The sequence below is a fragment of the Catellatospora vulcania genome (assembly GCF_009720385.1).
In the GTDB taxonomy this organism is placed as follows: Bacteria; Actinomycetota; Actinomycetes; order Mycobacteriales; family Micromonosporaceae; genus Catellatospora; species Catellatospora vulcania.
The window spans coordinates 207339-228998 of record NZ_ML769306.1 but is presented as its reverse complement, the minus strand read 5'-3'; the positions used below and the strand labels follow the sequence as shown (position 1 = coordinate 228998).

Here is a 21660-nt window from a genome sequence, read left to right as displayed (position 1 = left end):
TCATCGGGCGGCCGCCCGGCCCGCCCCGGCGGGCAGCGGGATCCGTTCGCCGGTGACGAGGTCGAAGGCGTGCAGGTGTTCCTCGGCGACGCCGACCGTGACCCGGTCACCGGGGGCGGGCCGGGTCCGGGCCGGGACCCGGGCGATCAGGGCGTGCCCGCCCAGGCGGACGTGGACGAGCGCGTCCTCGCCGAGCACCTCGACGCGTTCGACGTCGCCGGGCGGGCCGTCCCGGGTGGTGCCGTCGCCACCCAGCCGCACATGCTCCGGGCGTACCCCCAGCTCGACGGCCGACGCCTGCACGCCCGGCAGGCGCAGCGGCCCGTCGCCAGGGAGCAGGTTCATGCCGGGCGCGCCGACGAAGGAGGCGACATGACGGGTGCGCGGGCGGTGCCACACCTCGTCGGGTGTGTCGACCTGCTCGATGCGGCCGTCGCGGAGCACGGCTATCCGGTCGCCGAGCGCCATCGCCTCCGACTGGTCGTGGGTCACGTACACCGTCGTCGCACCGAGCCGGTCGTGCACCGCCCTGATCTCGGTGCGCATGCGGGTCCGCAGCCCGGCGTCCAGGTTGGCCAGGGGCTCGTCGAGCAGGAACACGTCGGGCTCGCGTACCAGGACCCGGGCCAGCGCCACCCGCTGGCGCTCGCCGCCCGACAGCTGGTGCGGGCGGCGGGTGAGCAGGTCCTGGCAGCCGACCGTCGCCGCGGCCTGTGCCGCGCGGGCCGCGGCGGCCCGGCGGTCCGCGCCGCGGATCCGGTGCCCGAACGCGATGTTGTCGGCCACCGTCAGATGCGGCAGCAGCGAATAGGACTGGAACACCATGGACACGTTGCGCTGTCCGGGCCGCAGCCCGGTGACGTCGCGCCCGCCGATCTTGACGGTGCCGCCGGTGACGGGGTCGAGTCCGGCGATGGCCCGCAGCAGTGAGGACTTGCCCGCGCCGGACGGGCCCAGGACGACCAGCAGCTCGCCGCGGTCGACGACGAGGTCGACGCCGCGTAGGGCGGTGACCGCCCCGCGCGTCAGGTGCACGCCGTGCAGGCTCAGCCCGGCTGTCACCGCGCCGCCGTGCCGCGCTGGAAGACGGCGCGGGTCGCCGTGTCCAGGTCGGCGATGACCTTGTCGAGCGGGTCGCCGTGGAAGAAGGCGTTCTCCAGCACCTTGCCGGTGGCGTCCTCGATCTCCGGCCAGGTCGAGATCGTCGGCACCGCCCGCAGCGTCGGGATCGTGTCCAGGAAGATCTGCGAGCGGGCCGGTGACGTGCCCGGCGACAGGAACGCCGGCGAGGTCGCCACCGAGGTCCGCGACGGCACGGTGCGCCCGGTCCGGGCCATGAGCGCGGCCCCGGGGTCGCTCAGCGCGTATTCGAGGAAGCGCCACGCCGCGTCCTGGTGGCTTGACGCCTTGGTCATGCAGTACGCGTCGCTGTGCAGGATGTTGGCCGGGGACTGGTACTGCGGCAGCGGGGCGACGTCCCACTCGAATCCGGTGATCGCCCGGAAGGCGGTGGTGACCCGCCGGGAGGAGACGAACATCGCCAGCTTCCCGGCCGCGAACCGGGCCTCGTGGTCCTGGGTCTCCATCTCGACGTCGGACGGGACGACGCCGATCTTCGGCAGTTCCAGGAAGTCCTGGAGCACCTGCCGGGCCTGGGGCGTGTCGAGGGTGAGCCGGGTCGGCGCGTTCGGGTCGTCGACGATGTCGCCGCCGTTGGACCAGATCAGCGGTGCGAGCCGGATCAGCTCGGGCGTGATGCCGAGCCCGTGCACGGCGACCGGCGTTCCGGCGGTCTCCGGCTCTCCGGCCCGGACGGTCCGGCCGTTGGCGTCACGGGTCAGCGCCTGCGCGACGGCGACCATGTCGTTCCAGTGCCAGCCCGCCACGGGCTCGGGGACCTGGTATTTCGTGAACAGGCTGCGGTTGTAGTAGACGGCGAGGCTGGAGATGTTCTGCGGCAGGCACATCTGCTCGCCGCGCCAGCGGAAGGCCCCCATGGCCTGCGGGTAGAAGTCCTTGTCGTGCAGGCTGCCCGAGGCGGCGAGCCGGGCGGTCATCGGCGCGAGGGCTCCCTTGGTGGCGAACTGGCCGAAGGTGCGGTAGTTGATCAAGAACAGGTCAGGGGCGGCGTTCCCGGCAATGGAGGTGGACACCCTGGTCATGAGGTCCTTGGCGCTACTCGCCTCGATCAGGGCCACCGTCGCGCCGGGGGAGGCCTTCTCGTATTCGGCGGCGAGCGTGCGGTAGGCGGCGAGTTCGTCGGGGGTGCCGGCGACCAGCAGGGACACGGTGTCGGCGGCCGGGTCGGCGTCGGCGCCGCACCCGGCGGTGACCGCGGTGGCGGTGAACATGGTGAGCAGGCTCAGCAGGGCGACAGTGCGCTTCACGGGGCTCCTTCGGGGCCGTAGGAGTGCATGAACCGGCGCTGGGCGACCCCGAGCACGAGCAGGGTCGGCAGGGTGGCCAGGACGGCGCCGGCGAGGAACACGGGCTGGTTGTGCGGGTCCATCGCCGCCAGGGCACGCAGTGCCAGCGGCAGGGTGAAGGTCGCCCGGTCGTAGAGGTAGACCATCGGGTCGAGCAGGTTGGACCAGGTCAGTACGAAGGTGAGCGCGGCCAGCGCCGCGGTGACCGGCTGGACCTGGGGCAGCGCCATGCGCCGCCAGGTCTGCATCGGTGTGAGGTCGGCGAGCCGGCAGAGGTCGTAGCTGTCGGCGGGGATGGACCGGAAGGCGAGGTAGTAGATCAGCGGGTAGAGCGGTGAGGTCGCGATAAGCGCGGGTGCGATGAGCGGGACGAGCGTGTCGGTCAGCTGGAGCGTGCGGAACAGCACGAAGCGCGGCAGCAGCAGCGCGGCGGCGGGCACCGTCATCGCCAGCACGGACAGGCCGATGACGGTGTTCGTGAGGCGGCGCGGGAGCTGGGCCAGGGCGAATCCCGCCAGGGAGGCCACGAGCAGGCTCAGCGGTACGCCGACCGCGGCGACGATCATCGAGTTGGCGGCCGCGCGTACCAGGTCGCCGTGGGAGACGGCCTGGTGGTAGGCCGTGAAGCCGGCGTCGTCGGGGATGAGTGGCGGCGCGATGACGGGCGGCAGGCCCGGTTCGCGCAGGGAACCGGTGAACAGCAGCAGCAGCGGCGAGGCGAAGAGCGCCGTCACGGCGACGGCGCCGTAGGTCCGCCTGCGGCGGAGCTTGGCGAAGTCGTGCCAGGACACCGGACACCTCTAGACCTTTAGATGTATAGATGCGTAGCATTGCATGTCTAGCCGGGGTGGGGAATATGAGATCATCACTGGGTTTCAGTCTTACCGTCCTTTTGGGCCTGTCGTTCGTCGCCGCCGCCGACGCGCACCGCCTGCCCGCTGACGTCGTGATCGGAGTCGACGTCGCCGCACTGGAGGCGCTCGAAGGTGTCACCGGCCCGTCCGGCGCCGACGAGTGGTTCATGGCCCAGCGCCTGGGCGCCGGTCAGACCGGTGACCTTGTCGCGCTGGCGGGGCGAGCCCGTGCCCAGGCCGCGCGGATCGGCGCCGCGGGCGCGTCCACGTTCGCCGCGCTGCCCGCCTGGCAGTCGATGGGCCCGACGAATCTCGGCGGCCGGGTCACCGACCTGGTCGTCGACCCGTCGGTCGCCAACACGGTCTACGCCGCGACCGCCTCGGGCGGCGTCTGGAAGAGCACCGACTCGGGCAGCACGTTCAACTACGCGTGGGACTCCGCCATCACCCAGGCCGTCGGCGCGATCGCGATCACCAGCGCGGGCGTCCTCTACGCCGGGACCGGCGAGGCCAACCCCGGCGGCGGCAGCGCCTCATTCCCCGGCACGGGCGTCTACCGCTCGACCGACCACGGCGTGACCTGGCAGTCGATCGGCCTGACCGGCACCAACCGGATCGGCCGCATCGTCGTCGACCCCGCCAACGAGAACCGGATCCTGGTCGCGGCCACCGGAAACCTGTACGTGCCCGGCGGTGCCCGCGGCCTCTACCGCACCACCGACGGCGGCGCCGCCTGGACGCAGATCCTCGCCGGCGCCAACTCCACCACCGGCGCCTCGGACGTCGCCCTCGACCCCGCCGACCCGAACCGGATCTACGTCACCATGTGGGACCACCAGCGGATGCCCGGCAGCCGCCGCTACGGCGGGGTCGGTTCCGGCCTGTTCCGGTCCACCGACGGCGGCACGAGTTTCACCCGGCTCGCCAGCACGCTGCCGGCGTCGGGCGCCAACGTGGGCCGGATGGGCGTGGCGGTCGCCAAGAGCGACGCCAACCGGGTGTACGCGATCGCGGCCAACGCCACCGGCAACTTCCTCGGCTTCTGGACCTCCACCAACCGCGGCGACACCTGGACGAAGATCACCAACACGACGGCGCTGAACTCCTCCCAGTCCACCTTCGGCTGGTGGTTCTCCCGGATCTTCGTCGACCCCCTCGCGCCCCAGCACGTCTGGGTGCCCGGCGTCCCGATGCTCGAATCCAGCAACGCCGGCGGGAGCTGGACCAGCAACTCCAGCTCGTTCCACGCCGACCAGCACGCCCTGGCGTTCGACCCCCGGGTCGCCAACCGCGTCTTCCTCGGCAACGACGGCGGCATCTACCGCTCCACCGCGAACGGGTCGCTGAGCGGCTCCTGGACCAAGACCACCCGGCTGGGCAACATGCAGTTCTACACCGTCGCGGTGTCCCAGCAGGACGTCACGCGCATCAGCGGCGGCCTGCAGGACAACGGCTCGGTCCGGTCCTGGTCGGCGTGGGGGTCCTACTACGGCGGCGACGGCCTGCAGAACCTCATCGACCCCACCAACCACCAGAAGGTGTACGCCTGCTCGCAGAACGGCTCCTGCGGCCGCTCCACCAACGGCGGCAACTCGATGAGCAGCTTCGGATCGACGACCTCGGACCGCCGCGCCTGGCTGACGCCCGTCGTGTTCGACCCGTCGAACCCGGCCGTCATGTACTACGGCGGCAACCGGCTCAACCGCTCCACCAACTCGGCGCAGAGCTGGACCGCGATCAGCGGTGACCTGAGCCGGGGCAGCAGCGGCAGCACCAGCTACAACACCATCTCCACGATCGCCGTCGCGAAGACCAGCGCCGCGACCATCTACGTCGGCACCGACGACGGCCGCGTCTGGGTCACCCGCAACACCGGCAGCACCTGGACCGAGATCGGCACCGCGCTGCCGCAGCGCTGGGTCACCCGGCTCGCCGTCGACCCCACGGACGCCAACCTCGTCTACGCCACCCTGTCCGGATACACCACCGGCGACGCGGCCGCCCACGTCTACCGCACCACCAACGGCGGCGCCAGCTGGCAGCAGATCTCCGGAAACCTCCCCAACGCGCCCGTCAACGACCTGGTCCTCGATCCGCAGAACCGCAACGCGCTCTACGTCGGCACCGACGTCGGTGTCTTCACCTCCACCGACGCGGGCGCCACCTGGTCGGCCGCGGGCACCGGCCTGCCCGTGGTGTCGGTGATGGACCTGGCGACCGCCGTCTCCGGCGGCCGCACCCTGATCACGGCGGGCACCTACGGCCTGGGCGTCTACCGGCTCGACGTCGGTGCGCCGGTCGCCTGATCGGCCACTGTCCGCTTGTTGCCCAATCGTGATGGAGTTCGAGGATTAGCGGCACGCCGTACGGGGAATCGACAGCGGAACCCGACCATCACAACGACGTGAGCGAGCGGCCGATGACCGAGAAGCTGGAGCTGCGCCTGTACACCTCACCGGTGGGCGTCTACCTGACCGCCCGCGGGCGGCTCGACTCGACCACCGCACACCAGCTGGGCAAAGCGATCGGTGTCGTGCTCGACCGTTTTCCCACCGACCAGCTCACCGTGGACTGCGCCGGCCTCGACGCGATCGACGCCGCGGGCGTCAGCGTGCTGATGCTCTTCCGCACCAGCGCGCTGCGACTGGGTGTGCACCTGACGATCGCCGACCCGCCGCCGCACATCCGTGCCGCCATCCAGGCGCTACGTGCCGACCAGCTGCTCGCGGCCACGCCCTGCGACGTTTCGGACAGCGCCCCGCCGTGGCATCACACCGACCGGCGTCGCTCCATCACCGCACACCTGCACTGTCTACGTCCGACGGCAGCGGCCCGCCGCCCACGGCGTACCCGCTGACCCCGGTGCCGGGCACCGCCGAACCTCGGCGTCTGCTCCGCTGCGCCCCGGACGTCGGTGTCCCGGCCCGGCCGCCCATGCAGCCCAGGTACGCACGATCAGTCCAAGGCGATCTTCACGCCAAGCCCGATCAGCACGATCGCGGTGACGGCGTCCAAGGCCCGGCGCGCGCGTGGCTGTTCGAAGAACCGGCGGAGCAGGGAGAATCCGAGCGCCACCACGACGAACCAGAGCAGGACCACGAGCACGGTGATCACACCGAGCGCCGCCCGGTCCACCATGGCTGGTGATTGCGGCAGGAACTGGGGCATCAGCGCCACCAGGAACACCATCGCCTTCGGGTTCAGGATGTTGACCACAAAGCCTCGCCAGAATGCCGTGCGTGCGGAATGCCGCGATTCGGGCTCGGTCTTCGAGGGAACTCCGTCGCGCCTGACCCGCAGTATCGAGACCACTAACCGGATGCCCAGGTACAGGAGGTACACGGCGCCGATCAGCCGAACGACGGTGTAGACCTTCGGCGAAGCGGCCAGCACCGCCCCGAGACCCAGTACCGCAGCCGCCGTGTTCACCGCCATGCCGGAGGCCACTCCGCCGGCGGCGAGCAGGCCGGCGCGTCTTCCCCACCGCGAGGCATATCGAGTGACCAGCGCGAAGTCGGGCCCGGGAGCGACGGCCCCGAGCAGGGCGACCAGGGCATAGGGTATGAGCTGCGAGTTGTGGAACATCAAACCGCATCCTTGTGTCACTCATTTGGGGAAGGCGCAGAGAAGACCCGCTCGCGATGGTATGGCCTCAGCAGGGCACACCGGCCCAGGCGGTGGCGGCCGGGCCGGTGACTCCGATGTCGACGGCGAAGATACGGCCGCTGAGCGGCGCTCGGGCACGGGCCGCCGGATCCAGTCCCGCCCACGCGGTCGTCACCACCAGCGCCGTGCCCGCTAGGCAGACCGCGGTGGGCCGGGGCACCGGCAGCTCCAGTGTGGTGAGCAGCCGCCCGGTGGCGGTGAACCGGCGTACGCACCAGGCGTCCCACACCGCCACCCAGACGCAGCCCTCGTCGTCGACGCAAAGCCCGTCCGGGCTGCCGTCGTCGAAGGCGGCCAGCTCCCGCCGCGCGGTCGCCGCACCGGTCGCGGGGTCGTAGTCGAAGACGTCGAGCCGGCGCGCCAGGGAGTCGATGTAGAACATGGCTGTTCCGTCGGCGTTCCAGCCGATCCCGTTGGAACACCCGACACCCGTGAGGACCGTGCTGACCGTCCGGTCAGGGTCGAGCCGGTGCAGCGCCCCGGAGCGGGGCGCCGTGCCGGGCAGGATCTGGCTGCCGGCCAGGAAACGTCCCGCCGGGTCGCAGGCGCCGTCGTTCATGCGGGTGCCGTCGGCGGTGATCGCGTCGGCTTTGGAAATGCCGTCGTCCGGCCGGAGCTGCCCGAGCGGGCGTACGGTGCCGTCGGCGGCCACGTGCGCGAATCCCCGTCCGGCCGCCACCACCCACCCGGCGCCGTCCCCGGCGACGGGAGCCACGGCACCGACGTGGGTTCCCACCTGGTACCCGGCGGTGGGTGTCAGCGTCGCGCCGTGCCAGCGGCCCCGGTGCAGCCGCCCGGCGGCGATGTCGACCCAGAGCAGCTCACCGGTGCGCGGATCGACCCGCGGGCCTTCGCCGAGCTGGTACGCCTCCGCCGAGATCACGTCCACGTGCCACACCTCCGAAATCTGGTCACCGCCCGACGGCGTCGCACAGGAGCGCCCGTGCCGTGTCGGCTGCGGGCAGCCCGTCCGTGTCGCCGTCGGCCGCCACGACGCCTGCCGCGAGCCGGCTGCCGAGCCACGCCGCCCCGGACGGGGCCGCACCTCGCAGCCGTGCGGCCAGGTAACCGCCGCCGAACGCGTCGCCCGCCCCGACCGGGTCCACCACCGTGGACGCGGCCGTTGGCAGGTGCGCGAACCCGGCGTCCGTGGCGTGGTAGCAGCCGTCGGCGCCGGCTTTGAGTACCGTCTCGCGTACCCCGGCGGCCGCCGCGGCCCGGAAGATCGAGGCGGGGTCGGCCGTGCCGAACAGCGGCTCGGCCTCGTCCAGCCCGAGGAGCAGGACGTCGACGTGCGGCAGCAGCGCGCGGGCCTCGGCGAGCTGGCCGTCCACGTCGCCGAGCGCCGGGCGCAGGTTGGGGTCGAAGGCGACCGTGGTCCCAGCCGCGCGGGCGCGGTGCAGCAGCGCGCGTACCGCCGCCCGCGGCCCCTCGCCCAGCGCCGAGGTGATGCCCGAGACCGCGACGAGCCGGGGTGGATCGGCGAGCAGCCGGGCAACGTCGTCGCCGCTCATCGCCGACGCCGCCGAGCCGCGCCGGTAGTAGTGCACCCGCCGCACCCCGTCGGGCCGGACGTCCTTGAGGAACAGCCCGGTCGGGCGCTGCGCGTCGACGGTGACGAGTCCGGTGTCGACGCCCAGCGACCCGGCGTGGTCGACGACCCGGGTCCCGAGCGGGTCGTCGCCGACCCTGCTGCAGAACCCGGCCCGCAGCCCGACCCGGGCGGCCGCGGCGCACAGGTTCAGCTCCGCGCCCGCCACGTGCACGCCGACCTGGGCTGCGGTACGCAGGTCGGCGCCGTCGAAGGGCTGGAACAGCGCCATCGCCTCGCCGAAGCCGACGATGTCGAGCCGCCGGCTCACTGCCATCGTGCCCGCAGGTCCTCGCGCAGGAACGCGGCCGGGGACGCGATGGACAGGCCGCCGTCGACCGGCAGCACCGCGCCGGTGACGAAGCCGGCTCCGGCGAGGAAGTGCACGGCGGCGGCGACCTCGTGCGGCCGGCCGGTCCGGCCCAGCGGGTAGCCGGCCGTCGCCGCGGGGGAGCCGCCGTCGTCGATGAGGCCGGGGGCGACGGCGTTGACGGTGATCCCGCGCGGGCCGTACTCGAGGGCCAGCTGGCGGACCAGGCCTTCGAGTCCTGCCTTGGCCGCGGCGTAGGCGGGCAGTCCGGGCGCGGCGAGGGTGGCGTTGACCGAGCTCACCGCCACGATCGTGCTGCCACGGCGCATGATCGGCAGCGCGGTGCGGCACACTGCGAACGCCGTGCCGAGCACCGCGTCGAGTGCGGCGTGCCACTGCGCGTCCGTGGTCGCGGTGATCGGCGCGACGGGCATGACCGCCGCCGCGAGGACCACGACGTCGAGTGATCCGGCGCGGTCGACGACGGCCTGCACCGCAGCCTGTGCGCCCTCGGCGCTGGCGCAGTCGGCGATCAGGTCGGCGGGCTGGTGCAGGGAGACGCCGACGACGGTGTCGCCGCTCGCGGCGAAGGAAGCGCCGATGGCCTGCCCGATCGGTGAGCTGGAGCCGACGAGCAGGACGCCGCGGCCGATCACGACAGGAGCCCGAGGTCGGTGAGGATGTCGTCGAGCCAGGCGAGGGTGGCGGCGTCGGCGTCCACGGCGGGCGGGCGCACCGTCGCCGAGGCGATGATTCCCCGGCGTACCAGCACATGCTTGTGGATCGACCAGGCGATGCCCGGCTGCAGCCCGAACCGGATGAGCGGCAGCAGCGTGGCGAACGACGCCCGTGCCGCGGCGGCGTCCCCGGCCGTCCACTGGCGCAGCACGGGTGCCAGCAGGTCGGGGAACTCGCAGGCGGGCATGGTGCCGACCGCGCCGCGGGCGTACTCCTCCAGCAGGAACAGCGCGTTCTGCCCGCCGAGGGTGAGGAAGTCGTCGGCGGTGCCCTCGTGCACGGCGGCGACCTTCGGCGTGGTCGGCTGGGTCTCGACCTTGACCGACGCCACGCCGTCGATCTTGGACAGTTCGACGAGCAGCGAGACCGGCATGTTGACCCCGGTCGGCCCGGGAGCGTCCTGCACCATGATCGGCAGCCCGCCCTCGGCGGCGACGACACCGTAGAAGTCGACCATCTGCGCGGGGCTCGGCTTGACCATGAACGGCGGCACCACCATGGCGACGCTGGCACCGTTCGCGGCCGCGGCGCGGGTCTGCTCGACCGCGTCCCGGGTGCCGACGGCGGCGACCCCCGCCACGATCGGCAGCTCGGCGGGCGCGGCCGCCACGACGGTCTGCAGGATGCTCGCCCGTTCGGCGGTGGTCAGCGTGAACCCCTCGCTGGCGAAGCCGAAGACGGCGACGCCGTCCACCCCGGAGGCCACCTGGAACTCCACCAGCCGCCGCAGCGACGGCAGGTCGAGCGAGCCGTCGGGCTGGAAGGGGGTGGCCAGGACGGGGATCAGGCCGTGTACGTCGGACGAGCGGGTCATGCTTCCTCCTGCAGGGTGCTGATGTCGACCTCGACGCCGAGGCCGGGTGACCGGGGGAGTGCGAAGGCCACCGGACCGCCGGTCAGCGGGCTGGTCAGGATCCGGTTGGCCACCGCCATGGTGGCGGGTTGGAACTCGAACGCCGGCATGTCGTCGACTGCGGCGCTGACGTGCAGGCCGGCGGCGACGGCGACGCCGAGCCCGACGGAGTGGTGCGGGGCGAGGGGCAGGTGGTGGGCTGCGGCGAGCGCGGCGATCTCCATCGCCTCGGTGATGCCGGTGCGCCCGACGTCGGGCTGGCACAGGTCCACGGCACGGGCGTGCAGCCAGTCGCGGAACTCGAAACGGTTGCGCATCGCCTCGCCGACCGCGATCGGGGTGCTCAGTGCGGCGGCGAGCTCGCGGTGGGCGGTCACGTCCTCGGGCACCAGCGGCGCCTCCAGGAACCAGGCGCCGCGCTCGTCGAGGGCGCGGCCGAGCCGCAGCGCGTCGCCGAGGGAGTAGGCCCAGTGGGCGTCGACCGCGACCCGCAGGTCCGGGTGCGCGGCCTGGACGGCGTCGAAGGTGGCGAGGTCGGCGGCCACACCGTGGCCCAGGTGCAGCTTGATGGCGCGTACGCCGCCGTCGGTCCACTGCCGGGCCAGCGCCGCGCGTTCGGCGTCGCTCGGTTTGGCCAGCCCGGAGACGTAGGTGGGGATCTCGTCGCGGAACGCTCCGCCCAGCAGCGCGTGCACGGGTGCGCCGTGAGCCTTGCCGGCGAGGTCCCACAGTGCGATGTCGACCGCGGCCAGGGCGTCGGCCTGGTGACCGGTGAGGTGGCCGCGTTCGCGCATCAGACCGGTGAGCGTGGACCACAGCGGCCGTACGCGGCGCGGGTCGCGGCCGATGAGCACCGGTGCCAGCAGCCGGTCGACGACGGCCTGCGCGATCTCCGGCGCGACGGGAGCCAGTGCCTCACCCCAGCCGTACGTGCCGTCGTCGCAGGTGATCCGGACCAGCAGCGACTCGAACCGGTCGGAGTAGAGGCTGCGCCACGGCGGCCGCAGGTAGTAGGCGTCGCCCGGGGCCGCACCGGCCGGCCGTGCGCCCAGATATGCCTCCGGTGGGCGCAGCTTGACGACATAGGACTCCACGGCCGTTACTTTCACAAGGTGCTCCCACTCACTGATTGACGCCTTGCAACATACGGGATACCTTGCCGTATCGCGCAAGCAACTTCCAGAGGGGCTTTCTCACATGGCTTCGGATACAAGCGGCAACCAGAGCGTCGAGCGAGCGCTCGGTGTGCTGCGGGTCTTCACGGCCGGGCGCGCCGAGCTGCGCGTCTCCGATGTGGCCAGTGCGGTCGGGCTCACCCTGTCGACCGCGTCGCGGCTGCTGGCGACCCTGGAGGCGGCCGGCTTCGTGGACCGCGACCCGGTGAGCGGCCTGTACCGGCTGGGCCTGGACATGGTCTCCTTCGGCGGGGCGGTGCTCAACAGCCACCCGGTGCACCGCGAGGCCCGCCAGGTCGCCCAGAACCTCGCCGCCGAACTCGGCCTGGGCGCCAACGTCGCCATCCGCCGCGGCGACGAGCTGTTCTACCTGCTCAACTTCGAGGGACGGCAGGCCCCGCGGCCGTTCACGCTCGCCGGCCAGCGCAACCCGCTGCACAGCACCGGGCTCGGCAAGGCCCTGCTCAGCGGGCTCAGCCCGACCGAGCGCCGGGTGCTGCTGGAGGACCTGCCGGGCTACACCCCGCGCACGCTGACCACTCACGAGGCACTCGACGAGGCGATCGCCCAGGCCGTGGCCCGCGGCTACGCCAGCGAGATCGAGGAGCTGGCGCTCGGCCGGGCCTGCGTCGCCGCCCCGATCCGCGACGCCTCCGGCGCCGTCGTCGCCGCGCTGTCGGTGTCGGGGCCGCTCTCTGCAATCGACTTGCAGAACCGGGAGGCGGCGCTCGCCAGCGCGGTCATCGAGGCCGCCGACTCCATCAGCATGGGCCTGGGCTACCACGGCCCGGCCCGGGTGCCGTCGCAGCAGGCGTACGCGGAGGTGTGGCAGGCATGACGCCGTTGCCCACCGCCGAGCGGCGGCCCCTGTCCGACCGGACCTTCGGCTTCCTGCTGACCCTGCCCGCGCTGGTGCTGTTCGGCGCGATCGTCTTCTACCCGCTCATCGGGTCGCTGACCACGAGCCTGTTCGAGCAGAGCCTGGTGCAGCCGGGCCGGGAGTTCGTCGGCCTCGGCAACTTCCGGGCCGTGCTGGACGACCAGTTCTGGCCGGTGCTGTGGAACACCATCGTGTTCACCGGGCTCGGCACGATCGCGCCGTTCCTCATCGGCTTCGCGTTGGCACTGGCGCTCAACACCAGGCTGCCGGGCCGGGCGCTGCTGCGCGGGGCGTTCCTGTTCCCCTGGGTCATCCCGGGCGTGGTCGTCTCCTTCGCCTGGCTGTGGATCTTCAACGCCAACTACGGGCTGCTCAACGGCATTCTGGTCCGCCTCGGACTGATCGCCGAACCGGTGAGCTGGCTCGGCGACCCCGACACCGCCATGTACGCCGTCATCATCGCCAAGACCTGGGCCAGCTTCCCGTGGATCATGGTGATGCTGCTCGCCGGCCTGCAGACCGTGCCCGGCGTGCTGCACGAGGCGGCCGGCATGGACGGCGCGGGGGTGCTGCGCCGGTTCTGGCACGTCACCCTGCCGCACCTGCGCGGGATCATCGGCATCGTGGTCCTGCTGGAGATCATCTGGAACTTCCAGCACTTCGACACGATCTACGTGCTCACCGGCGGCGGCCCGGCCGGGGCCACCACCACCTTCGCCGTCGCCGTCTACGACACCGCGTTCAAGGGCTTCGACCTGGGCCGGGCGGGCGCGCTCGGCGCGCTCTGGCTGGTGCTGCTGCTCGTGCTGGTCGTCGTCTACGTCCGGTTCGCCGAACGGGAGGAGCAGTCGTGACCGCCACCGTCCACGCCCCCACGCAGACCGCCACCACACCCGCGGCCGTGCCCCCGCCGCGCAGGCGCAGGCCGGGCAACCTGGGTGCGGCCGCGACCGTCGCCGTCATCGGGGTGTTCGCCTTCGGGCCCGTCTACTGGCTGCTGGTCACCGCGTTCACGCCCAACGACGACGTGTTCCGGTTCCCGCCGCGGCTGTGGCCCGAGCACTTCACCCTGGAGCACTTCGCCAACCTCGCCGACAACGCGGTCCTGGGCCGCTACCTCGTCAACAGCCTGATCGTCTCCAGCCTCACCGCGGTGCTGACGGTGCTGGTGTCGGCCTACACGGCGTACTCGTTCAGCAAGTTCCGCTACCGGGGCCGCCGGTCCCTGATGTCGCTGATCCTCGCCTCGCAGATGTTCCCGCAGGCGCTGCTGCTCATCACCCTCTACCTGGTCTTCAGCGCCTACGGGCTGCTCAACTCCTACCTGGCGCTGATCCTGTCCTTCACCACCTTCACGCTGCCGCTGTGCGTGTGGATGCTCAAGGGCTTCTTCGACACGATCCCCAACGAGCTGCTCGAAGCGGCCAAGGTCGACGGCGCGGGACAGGGCTCCGTCATCCACCGCATCCTGCTGCCGGTATCGCTGCCCGGCCTCGTCGCCACCGGCCTGTTCGCGTTCATCCGGGGCTGGAACGACTTCATCTTCGCCCTCACCCTCGCCGGGCCGGCGAAGCAGACCCTGCCTCCCGGCCTGGTCAACACCTATCTCGGTGAGTTCCAGGCCGCCTGGCCCGACCTCATGGCCGCCTCGCTCGTGGTGTCCCTGCCCGTCGTCATCGGATTCGCCGTCCTGCAGCGCTACCTCGTCGCCGGTCTGACCAGCGGCGCGGTCAAGGGCTGAGCAACACCCCTCCCACACCACACCTCCCTGGAGAACAACGATGTCTCTGTCACCGATGAGCCGCCGCGGCGCGCTCAAGCTCCTCGGCCTCGCCGCCGGCGCAGGCGCCCTGGCCGCCTGCGCGCCCTCCAGCGGTCCCGCCACCACCTCCGGCGACCCCCTCGCCGACAACGGGGTCAAGGACTTCAACTTCACCGCCTGGTCGCTCAACGAGGCGTCCACCAAGGACGCGCTCACCGGCCTGGTCGACACGTACGCCGGCGCGTCCGGCGGCAAGATCACCACTGCCTCGTACCCCTACAACGACTACCTCAACCAGCTCCTGCTGCAGGTGCAGGGCGGCAGCCTCAGCGGGGTCGTGCAGCTCGACGTCGCCTGGCTGACCACCCTGGCCGCCACCGGCAAGCTCGTCGACCTCGGCCCCCTGGTCGACAAGGGCGGCTACACCGACGCCGCGATCGGCATCGGCAAGGCCGCCGGCAAGCAGTACGGCCTGCCGTGGACCTCGGCCGGCATCGGCCTCATCGGCAACTCCGAGCTGCTCGGCAAGGCCGGTATCACCGCCGCGCCCAAGACGGTCGACGAGTTCGAGCAGGCCCTGCGGGCGCTGAAGGGCCTCGGCGGCGGCGTCGTGCCGTGGGCCGCGATGACCAAGGTCGACCAGCTCAAGGACTTCATCGCCTGGATGTGGACGTTCGGCTCGCCGGTCGTCGACGGCGGGAAGATCGTCGTCGGCGACGACGCCAGCGTCGAGGCGCTGACCTGGTACAAGAAGCTCTACGACGAGAAGCTGATCGCGGCCGACGTCAACCGCTTCGACGCCCGCGCCCTGTTCTCCCAGGGCAAGGTCGGCTTCTACGAGGACGCCATCGGCGCGCGCGGCGCGGTCACCAAGACCGCCGCCGACAAGGACCTCGGCAGCAAGCTGATGCCGATCTCCCGGCCGGTCAAGGGATCCGGCGGCACCCCGCGCCACCTCGCGTGGGGCCACGCCCTGGCCGTCCTGCAGGGCGACGGGTCCGCGGCCGCGGCGAAGTTCGCCGCCACCGTCACCAGCGACCCGGCGTACACCGCGAAGTGGTTCAAGAGCGCGGGCCTGCCGCCGACCACCAAGGCCGGGCTCGCCGGCGCCGACGTCACCGCCGACGCCTACGTCACCGCCTTCACCAGCACCATCGGCGCGAACACCACGGCCGACCCGTTCTGGATCTACCCGAAGTTCGCCCAGATCGAGTCGGCACTGGCCAACGGGGTGCAGTCGGCGCTCATCGGCAAGGCGTCCCCGAAGGAGGCTCTCGCCACGGCGAAGTCCCAGATGGACGCCCTGACCTCATGACGGTCAACGGCGGGCTCAGCCGAGTGATCGCCATCATCAGGCTGCCGTCCGCCACGGACGCGGTCCGCGTCGGCGAGATCATCGCCGGCGCGGGCCTCACCGCGGTCGAGGTCACCCTGACCACGCCCGGCGCGCTCGACGCGGTCACCGCGCTGCGCGCCGCCCTGCCGCCGGAGTGCCTGGTCGGCGCGGGCAGCGTACGCAGTCCGGAGCAGGCGCTGTCGGCACGCGACGCCGGGGCGCAGTTCCTGGTCACCCCGACGCTGCGGCTGCCCGTGCTGGCCGCGACCGATCTGCCGGTGATGTGCGGGGCGTTCAGCCCGACCGAGATCGAAACCGCGGCCGAGGCGGGCGCGGCGCTGGTCAAGGTGTTCCCCGCCGCGGCGATGGGTCCCGGCTACGTACGTGAGCTGCTCGCCCCCATGCCGGAGTTGAAGCTCGCCCCCACCGGCGGCGTCACCGCCGACCTGGTGGCGTCCTATGCCGCGGCGGGTGCGGTAGCGGTCGGTGTCGGCAGCGCCCTCGTCAGCGCAGCCGTCGTCGATGCCGCCGACTGGCCCGAACTGCGCCACCGAGCCCACGCCTTCGCCACCGCCGCGGCGGCGGCCTGGCCCACCTGACACATCGGAAAAGCGAGGCGCTGCGATGCGATTCATGCGTGTCGGGCCGGCGGGCCGCGAACGGCCCGCCCTGCTCGACCGGGACGGCACCGCCTACGACCTGTCGTCGGTCACCTCTGACGTCGACGGTGGATTCCTCGACGGCGGCGGGGTCGACCGTGCCGCACGGGCCCTGGCGGTCGGGGACCTGCCCGTGCTCGACCTCGCGGGACAGCGGATCGGCGCGCCGGTGGCGCGGCCCGGCAAGATCGTCTGTGTCGGGCCCAACTTCCGCAAGCCGGGCCTGCAGACCTGGCCCGACGAACCGGCGCTGTTCCTCAAGGCGGCCAACACCGTCGTCGGACCCGACGACGAGGTGCTGCTGCCGCGCGGCGGCACCGCCGTGGACTGGGAGGTCGAACTCGCCGTCGTCATCGGCGCCACTGCCCGCTACCTGGACTCCCCGGCCGACGCGAAGGCCGTGATCGGCGGCTACGCGATCTCCCACGACGTCTCCGAGCGCGTCTTCCAGCACGAGCGCGGCGGCACCTGGGACAAGGGCAAGTGCTGCGAGACCTTCAACCCGCTCGGCCCGTGGCTGGTCACCCCCGACACCGTCGGCGACGTGAACGACCTGGGCATGCGGCTGTGGGTCGACGGGCTGCTGCGCCAGAACGGCACCACCGCCGACATGATCTTCGACGTGGCGTACCTGGTCTGGCACGTCAGCCAGTTCATGGTCCTCGAACCCGGCGACGTGATCAACACCGGCACCCCGCCTGGCTGCGCCATCGGGCTGCCCGACCGGCCCTACCTGCGGGCCGGTCAGATCGTCGAGGTCGAGATCGACGGCCTCGGCCGCCAGCGCCAGCGCGTCGGCCAGGCCTGAAGGGGGTGGGCGGATGCGCGACACGATCGAGGCCGTGGCGGCGCGCACGCTCGACCACGACTTCCGGATCTGGGGCTTCGGCGAGGGCATGGCCCTGCTCGGGCTGCTGCGCGCAGGAGCGCGCTACGACCGTCCGCAGTGGATCGACACCGTCGCGGACCTGACCGCCCCCGCCCTCGGTCGACAGGTTCAGCCCACCGATCACCTCATCCCGGTCGAGGTGCTCGTCGAGCTGCACCGGCTGCGTCCGGCGATCCGGGTCGACGCGGCGATCACCAGGTTCGTCGCGGCCGTCTGGCAGGACGGCGCACCACTGCCGCTCCACCGCCCCGACCTGCCCGACCTCGGCGACACCGTCTGGGTCGACTGCATGCACACCGACGGCCCCGGCCTCCTCCTGGCCGGGCACCCGGACGCGGCCACCGCTGCGATGACCCTGGCCTGCGACCGGCTCCAGGACGCGACCGGCCTGTTCAGCCACTCCTACAACACCGGCCCGGCCCGAGCCGACGGCGTCCACTGGGGACGCGGCCAGGGCTGGGCACTGCACGGGCTCGTCCCCCTCACCACCGCCGACCCGGCTCACCACCCCCTGCGGGAGCGGACCTCGCACCTGCTGGACGCGCTCGCCCGGTACGAGACCGACGGCCGGTGGCGAACCATCGTCGACGACCCGGCGGCCCCGTTCGAGCACAGCGTGTCCGCGCTCGTCGCCGCCGGGATCCAGCACGGACTGCTTACCCGGATGGTCGATCCGGCCTGGCGTGCCCTCGCCGACCGGAGCCTGCGCGCGGCCGTGAACGCCCTCGACGGCCACGGCGGGCTACCGGTCTCGGCGGCCACCCCCGCCGGGCCGCCCGACATCTACCTGCACCGCACCACCGGCGTCTTCCCCTGGGGCCAGGGCCCGCTCCTGCTCGCGCTCCTCGACGCCGCCGCGACCGACTCGCCCCGCTGAGTCCCGGCACGGCCTGCTCCACCCCACCCGCTCCCACCCGCCCCGTCCCCACCCTGGAGGCGTCATGTCCCTGCCACGCCGCAACGTCCTGAAACTCCTCGGCGCAGGCTGCGCCGGTGCGCTCCTGCCCCTGTCCCTGCCCGGCGTCGCCGACGCGCTGACCCCCGGCCACGCCACCACCGCCGGACAGACCGACATCACCCTCGACGGCATCTGGAAGTTCGCCACCGACCCCGGCCGGACCGGCGAGGCCGGCGGCTACGCCGGAACGGCCCTCAACGACGCCGCGTGGGCCGAGCAGCTCGTCCCCGGCAACTGGGATGTCCACGACACCTACGCCAACTACCGCGGCCTGGCCTGGTACCGCGAGCGCGTGCCCAGCCCCGCCCACACCGCCCGGCAGGTGGTGCGGTTGCGCTTCGAAGCCCTGTACTACCAGGCGAAGGTCTGGTTCAACGGCACGCTGCTGGGCGAGCACAAGGGCGGCTACACGGCCTTCGAGTACGACGTGACCAGCCTGCTCGCCGCGACCGGCGACAACACGATCGCCGTCGCGGTCGACAACACCTACTCCGTGGGCGCGTGGTGGCCGTGGGGCGGGTTCAGCCGCTCGGTCGGCTTCACCGTCAACGACGCGGTCCGCCTCGAACGCCAGCACGTCATCACCACGGTGACACTGGCCGGGCCGTCGGCGGTGCTCAAGAACTGGGTCACCGTCACCAACCGGTCGGCGTCGACGCAGACGGTGACGCTGTCCGGCGCGGTCACCGACGCGGCCGGGCAGCCGCTGTCCGGTGTCACCGTGCCCAGCGTGCAGGTAAGCGTCCCGGCGGGCGGCAGCACGGAAGGGCTGCTCACCGTGAGCCTGCCCGCCGGCAGCTTCGCGCTGTGGGGCCTGGACCGGCCGAACCTGTACACGTTCACCACCACGGCGAAGGTCGGCGGCACGGTGCGCCACGCGCTGGCGGACCGGTTCGGGCTGCGCACGGTGCAGGTCCAGGGCACGTCGCTGCTGCTCAACGGCGAGCCGGTACGCCTCAACGGATACAACCGGGTCGGCGACGACCGGATCGCCGGGGCGACCGAGCCGACGTACCTGATCCGCCGGGACCTGGACCGGATGAAGGCGTCCGGGGCGAACCTGGCCCGCATCCACCACGTGCCGCAGGCCCCGGAGCTGCTCGACTACGCCGACGAACGCGGTCTGCTGATCATCGAGGAGATCCCGGTCTGGGGGAGCGGCGCGAACCTCAATCCCACGGACCCGGTGACGGTCGGCCAGCTCACCGACATGATCCGCCGCGACTACAACCACCCGTCGGTGATCGCCTGGTCGGTGGCCAACGAGATCCAGGGCGCGAGCGCGGCCGGGCGCACCTACGTCCGCGACATCATCGCCCTCGCCCGGACCACCCTGGACAGCACCCGCCTGTACACCTACGTCTCCAACAGCTTCGGGGCCGCCGCCACCGGCGCCGACGAGGCGCTGCAGTACACCGACTTCGCCTGCATCAACATGTACGGCGGCTTCGCCTCCGGCGCCGACCACGTGCACGGCCTCTACCCGACGAAACCGATCTTCGTCAGCGAGTACAGCTCCGACACGTTCACGTTCCCGATCACCCGCGAGGACGTGGACTTCACGACGACCTCTGCGGCGTCGGCGACCGTCTTCACCGGCCGCCCGTGGCTGATCGGCTCGTCGCACTGGACCTTCAACGACTACCGCAGCAACTTCAGCGGGACCTCACCCAACCAGGTCCGCGGTTGGGGCATCCAGAACGTGTGGGGGCAGCTCAAGCGGGCCTACCCGCAGCTGCAGGCGACCAACGCGCCGATCCGGTCGCTTGCCGTCACCACCTCGGCGGGTTCCGGCACGCGGCTGAGCCTGCTCACGCTGACCCCGCGCGGCGCCCTGGCCACCGACGCCCCCGCCTACCCGCTGCGCGGCTACCGGCTCGCCTGGCAGGTCACCAGCGCGTCCGGAACGGTGCTCGACGGCCGCCTGATCGACCTGCCCGACATCATGCCCGGAGCCGCCCCGGTGCAGGTCGGCGTCGGCTGGACCGACCCCGGCACGGCGGTCGGGCAGCGGCTGACCCTGCTCAGCCCGCTCGGCTACGAGATGGCCGTCGCCACCGCCGACCTGCGGGCCCCGGCCACCCCCGGCGGCGTGGTCGCGATCGCCGCCGACGGCGCGCTGCGCGTGGCTTTCACCCCGGTCGCCGGGGCCGTCGGCTACCGGGCCACCGCGACCGCCGGGTCCACCGTGGTCACCTCCGTCGACACCGCCAACCCGTTCGCCGAGCTGACCGGGCTGGTCAACGGCACCGCGTACCAGGTCACCGTCACCGCCCGCAACGGGTTCGGCAGCTCCGCGCCGTCCGCTCCCGTCACCGTCACACCGACCGCCGCCGCGCTCGGGCTGCCGCCGCGCTGGCAGGACCTGGCGCCGATCCCCGGCGGCCTCGTCGCAGGTTTCATGACCGTGCCCGGCGCGGTCAACTACCAGGTCGAAGTGAGCACGGGCGGCACCGTCGTCCGCGACTACCTGACCACGCTCAAGGCCTCCACCAGGATCGAGGGACTGGCCGGGGGAGCGGCGCACAGTGTGCGGATCCGCGCCCGCACCACCTCCGCGATCCTGACCGCCTGGTCGGAGCCCCGCACCGCGGTGCCCCAGAGCAGCGCGGCACCGGCCGCGGCCACCGTGCACGGGGTGCTGCGCGGCGACGACAGCCTCGGCGTACGCCTCACCCCGCACCGCTACGCCGAACGGCACGAGGTGGCCGTCACCGGCGGCGCCACCCACGTGATCGAGGCTGCCGCGGTCGACCTGCTGACCGTGCCGGGTCTGCAGCCCGACCGCGACTACCAGCTCGCAGTACGCACCCAGACCGCCACCGGCTGGTCGACGCCCGTGGCCGTCACCGCCCGCACCCGCCCCGCTGCGCCGGGCACCGTGCCCGCCGCCCCGACCGGCCTGACCAGCAGCACGACCGCCGGGCAGACCACGCTGACCTGGACGGCTGTCGCCGGGGCCGAGGGCTACCTCGTCACCGTCGACGAATGCGGGGCCGAGACACCGCTCGCGACCGTCGCAGGCACCAGCCAGCTGCTGCTCGGGACCACGGCCGAGGCGGCCGGGCGCACCCACCGGGTCCGCGCCGTCGGCCCGGCCGGGGTCAGCGCCCCGTCGGCCGCCTACCTGGTGCCCGGCACACCCGGCCCACGCCAGGTGACGCTGACCGTGACCGCCACCGCCCCGAACTGCTCCGGCGTCGTCGGCTACACCGAGACCGGCGTGTGGTCGGCGAGCGCGCTGACCGGCGTCGACGGCACCCCGAGCCGCTACACCGAGGCGGCCGGGGCGAGCGCCACCTGGCGGCCCACCCTGGCCGCCGCCGCGAACTACCGGGTCGAGATCTGGGTCCCGGCCAACAGCGGCAGCACCACCGCCGCCCAGTACGCCGTCACCCACACCGGCGGCGCCGCCACCGTCACGGTCAACCAGGTGACCCAGTCCGGTGCCTGGACCACCCTGGGCACCTGGGCGATGGCGGCGGGTGCGGGCAAGGTCGTGTCGACGTTCAGCGGCGGCTTCCTGCGCAGCAACGCGATCCGCCTCACCCCGGTGGCCTGAC

At 72.5% G+C, this 21660-nt stretch carries 19 protein-coding genes; 10 read left to right on the top strand and 9 right to left on the bottom strand.

All coding sequences use genetic code 11. From position 1 onward, the window contains the following. The 3 genes from F6W97_RS14355 to F6W97_RS14345 are packed head-to-tail and all read right to left on the bottom strand — an operon-like array spanning nt 1 to nt 3217. Nucleotides 1–1062, bottom strand: coding sequence for an ABC transporter ATP-binding protein (locus tag F6W97_RS14355; RefSeq protein WP_155370803.1), 1062 nt, complete (start codon nt 1060–1062; stop codon nt 1–3). Then, nucleotides 1059–2387, bottom strand: coding sequence for an ABC transporter substrate-binding protein (locus F6W97_RS14350; protein WP_230686671.1), 1329 nt, complete (start codon nt 2385–2387; stop codon nt 1059–1061). Before F6W97_RS14350 ends, F6W97_RS14355 begins: the two co-directional genes overlap by 4 nt. Beyond that, the gene (locus F6W97_RS14345) at nt 2384–3217 is read right to left on the bottom strand and encodes a carbohydrate ABC transporter permease (RefSeq protein ID WP_155370802.1); all 834 of its coding nucleotides are present in this window, start codon (nt 3215–3217) and stop codon (nt 2384–2386) included. The genes F6W97_RS14350 and F6W97_RS14345 overlap by 4 nt, the downstream gene beginning before the upstream one ends. Nucleotides 3218–3318: 101 nt before the next feature. Between F6W97_RS14345 and F6W97_RS14340 the strand changes: the two genes are divergently transcribed. Together F6W97_RS14340 and F6W97_RS14335 are read left to right on the top strand one after the other, a co-directional pair. Continuing rightward, nucleotides 3319–5586: a WD40/YVTN/BNR-like repeat-containing protein gene (locus tag F6W97_RS14340; protein WP_196279139.1), complete on the top strand. Its 2268-nt coding sequence runs from the start codon at nt 3319–3321 to the stop codon at nt 5584–5586. Between the two features lie 113 nt (nt 5587–5699). Next, nucleotides 5700–6137, top strand: a complete 438-nt coding sequence (locus tag F6W97_RS14335; protein WP_155370800.1) for an STAS domain-containing protein — start codon at nt 5700–5702, stop codon at nt 6135–6137. Between the two features lie 98 nt (nt 6138–6235). Here F6W97_RS14335 and F6W97_RS14330 read toward each other — a convergent pair whose 3' ends face one another. From F6W97_RS14330 to F6W97_RS14305, 6 genes are all read right to left on the bottom strand, one after another. Next, complete coding sequence (locus F6W97_RS14330; RefSeq protein WP_155370799.1) at nt 6236–6865, bottom strand: LysE family translocator; 630 nt, start codon at nt 6863–6865, stop codon at nt 6236–6238. 67 nt (nt 6866–6932) lie between these two features. Then, nucleotides 6933–7835 (bottom strand): SMP-30/gluconolactonase/LRE family protein, encoded by a 903-nt coding sequence (locus F6W97_RS14325; RefSeq protein WP_230686670.1) that lies wholly within the window; start codon nt 7833–7835, stop codon nt 6933–6935. 22 nt (nt 7836–7857) lie between these two features. Then, nucleotides 7858–8814 carry a sugar kinase gene (locus F6W97_RS14320; RefSeq protein ID WP_155370798.1) on the bottom strand — a complete coding sequence of 319 codons (957 nt, stop codon included), beginning with the start codon at nt 8812–8814 and terminating at the stop codon, nt 7858–7860. Continuing rightward, nucleotides 8805–9503: an SDR family NAD(P)-dependent oxidoreductase gene (locus F6W97_RS14315; protein WP_230686669.1), complete on the bottom strand. Its 699-nt coding sequence runs from the start codon at nt 9501–9503 to the stop codon at nt 8805–8807. Before F6W97_RS14315 ends, F6W97_RS14320 begins: the two co-directional genes overlap by 10 nt. Continuing rightward, entirely contained in the window at nt 9500–10399 is a 900-nt protein-coding gene (locus F6W97_RS14310) for a dihydrodipicolinate synthase family protein (protein WP_155370797.1), read from the bottom strand. Before F6W97_RS14310 ends, F6W97_RS14315 begins: the two co-directional genes overlap by 4 nt. Further along, nucleotides 10396–11547 (bottom strand): mandelate racemase/muconate lactonizing enzyme family protein, encoded by a 1152-nt coding sequence (locus F6W97_RS14305; protein WP_155370796.1) that lies wholly within the window; start codon nt 11545–11547, stop codon nt 10396–10398. Before F6W97_RS14305 ends, F6W97_RS14310 begins: the two co-directional genes overlap by 4 nt. Nucleotides 11548–11635: 88 nt before the next feature. Between F6W97_RS14305 and F6W97_RS14300 the strand changes: the two genes are divergently transcribed. The 8 genes from F6W97_RS14300 to F6W97_RS14265 all read left to right on the top strand — a co-directional run bounded on the left by F6W97_RS14300 (nt 11636) and on the right by F6W97_RS14265 (nt 21659). After that, a complete protein-coding gene (locus tag F6W97_RS14300) occupies nt 11636–12451 on the top strand; it encodes an IclR family transcriptional regulator (protein WP_155370795.1) in 816 nt (271 codons plus the stop codon). Beyond that, entirely contained in the window at nt 12448–13347 is a 900-nt protein-coding gene (locus F6W97_RS14295; RefSeq protein ID WP_155370794.1) for a carbohydrate ABC transporter permease, read from the top strand. The genes F6W97_RS14300 and F6W97_RS14295 overlap by 4 nt, the downstream gene beginning before the upstream one ends. Next, a complete protein-coding gene (locus tag F6W97_RS14290) occupies nt 13344–14234 on the top strand; it encodes a carbohydrate ABC transporter permease (protein ID WP_155370793.1) in 891 nt (296 codons plus the stop codon). The genes F6W97_RS14295 and F6W97_RS14290 overlap by 4 nt, the downstream gene beginning before the upstream one ends. A 40-nt stretch (nt 14235–14274) precedes the next feature. Further along, the gene (locus F6W97_RS14285; RefSeq protein ID WP_155370792.1) at nt 14275–15570 is read left to right on the top strand and encodes an extracellular solute-binding protein; all 1296 of its coding nucleotides are present in this window, start codon (nt 14275–14277) and stop codon (nt 15568–15570) included. Beyond that, nucleotides 15567–16190, top strand: coding sequence for a bifunctional 4-hydroxy-2-oxoglutarate aldolase/2-dehydro-3-deoxy-phosphogluconate aldolase (locus F6W97_RS14280; RefSeq protein ID WP_155370791.1), 624 nt, complete (start codon nt 15567–15569; stop codon nt 16188–16190). Before F6W97_RS14285 ends, F6W97_RS14280 begins: the two co-directional genes overlap by 4 nt. A 25-nt stretch (nt 16191–16215) precedes the next feature. Beyond that, on the top strand, nt 16216–17058 hold the full coding sequence (locus F6W97_RS14275; RefSeq protein ID WP_155370790.1) for a fumarylacetoacetate hydrolase family protein: 843 nt from the start codon (nt 16216–16218) through the stop codon (nt 17056–17058). 13 nt (nt 17059–17071) lie between these two features. Beyond that, a complete protein-coding gene (locus F6W97_RS14270) occupies nt 17072–18016 on the top strand; it encodes a glycoside hydrolase family 88 protein (RefSeq protein WP_155370789.1) in 945 nt (314 codons plus the stop codon). Between the two features lie 64 nt (nt 18017–18080). Then, complete coding sequence (locus F6W97_RS14265; RefSeq protein WP_155370788.1) at nt 18081–21659, top strand: glycoside hydrolase family 2 TIM barrel-domain containing protein; 3579 nt, start codon at nt 18081–18083, stop codon at nt 21657–21659. The last annotated feature ends 1 nt before the right edge of the window (nt 21660 follow it).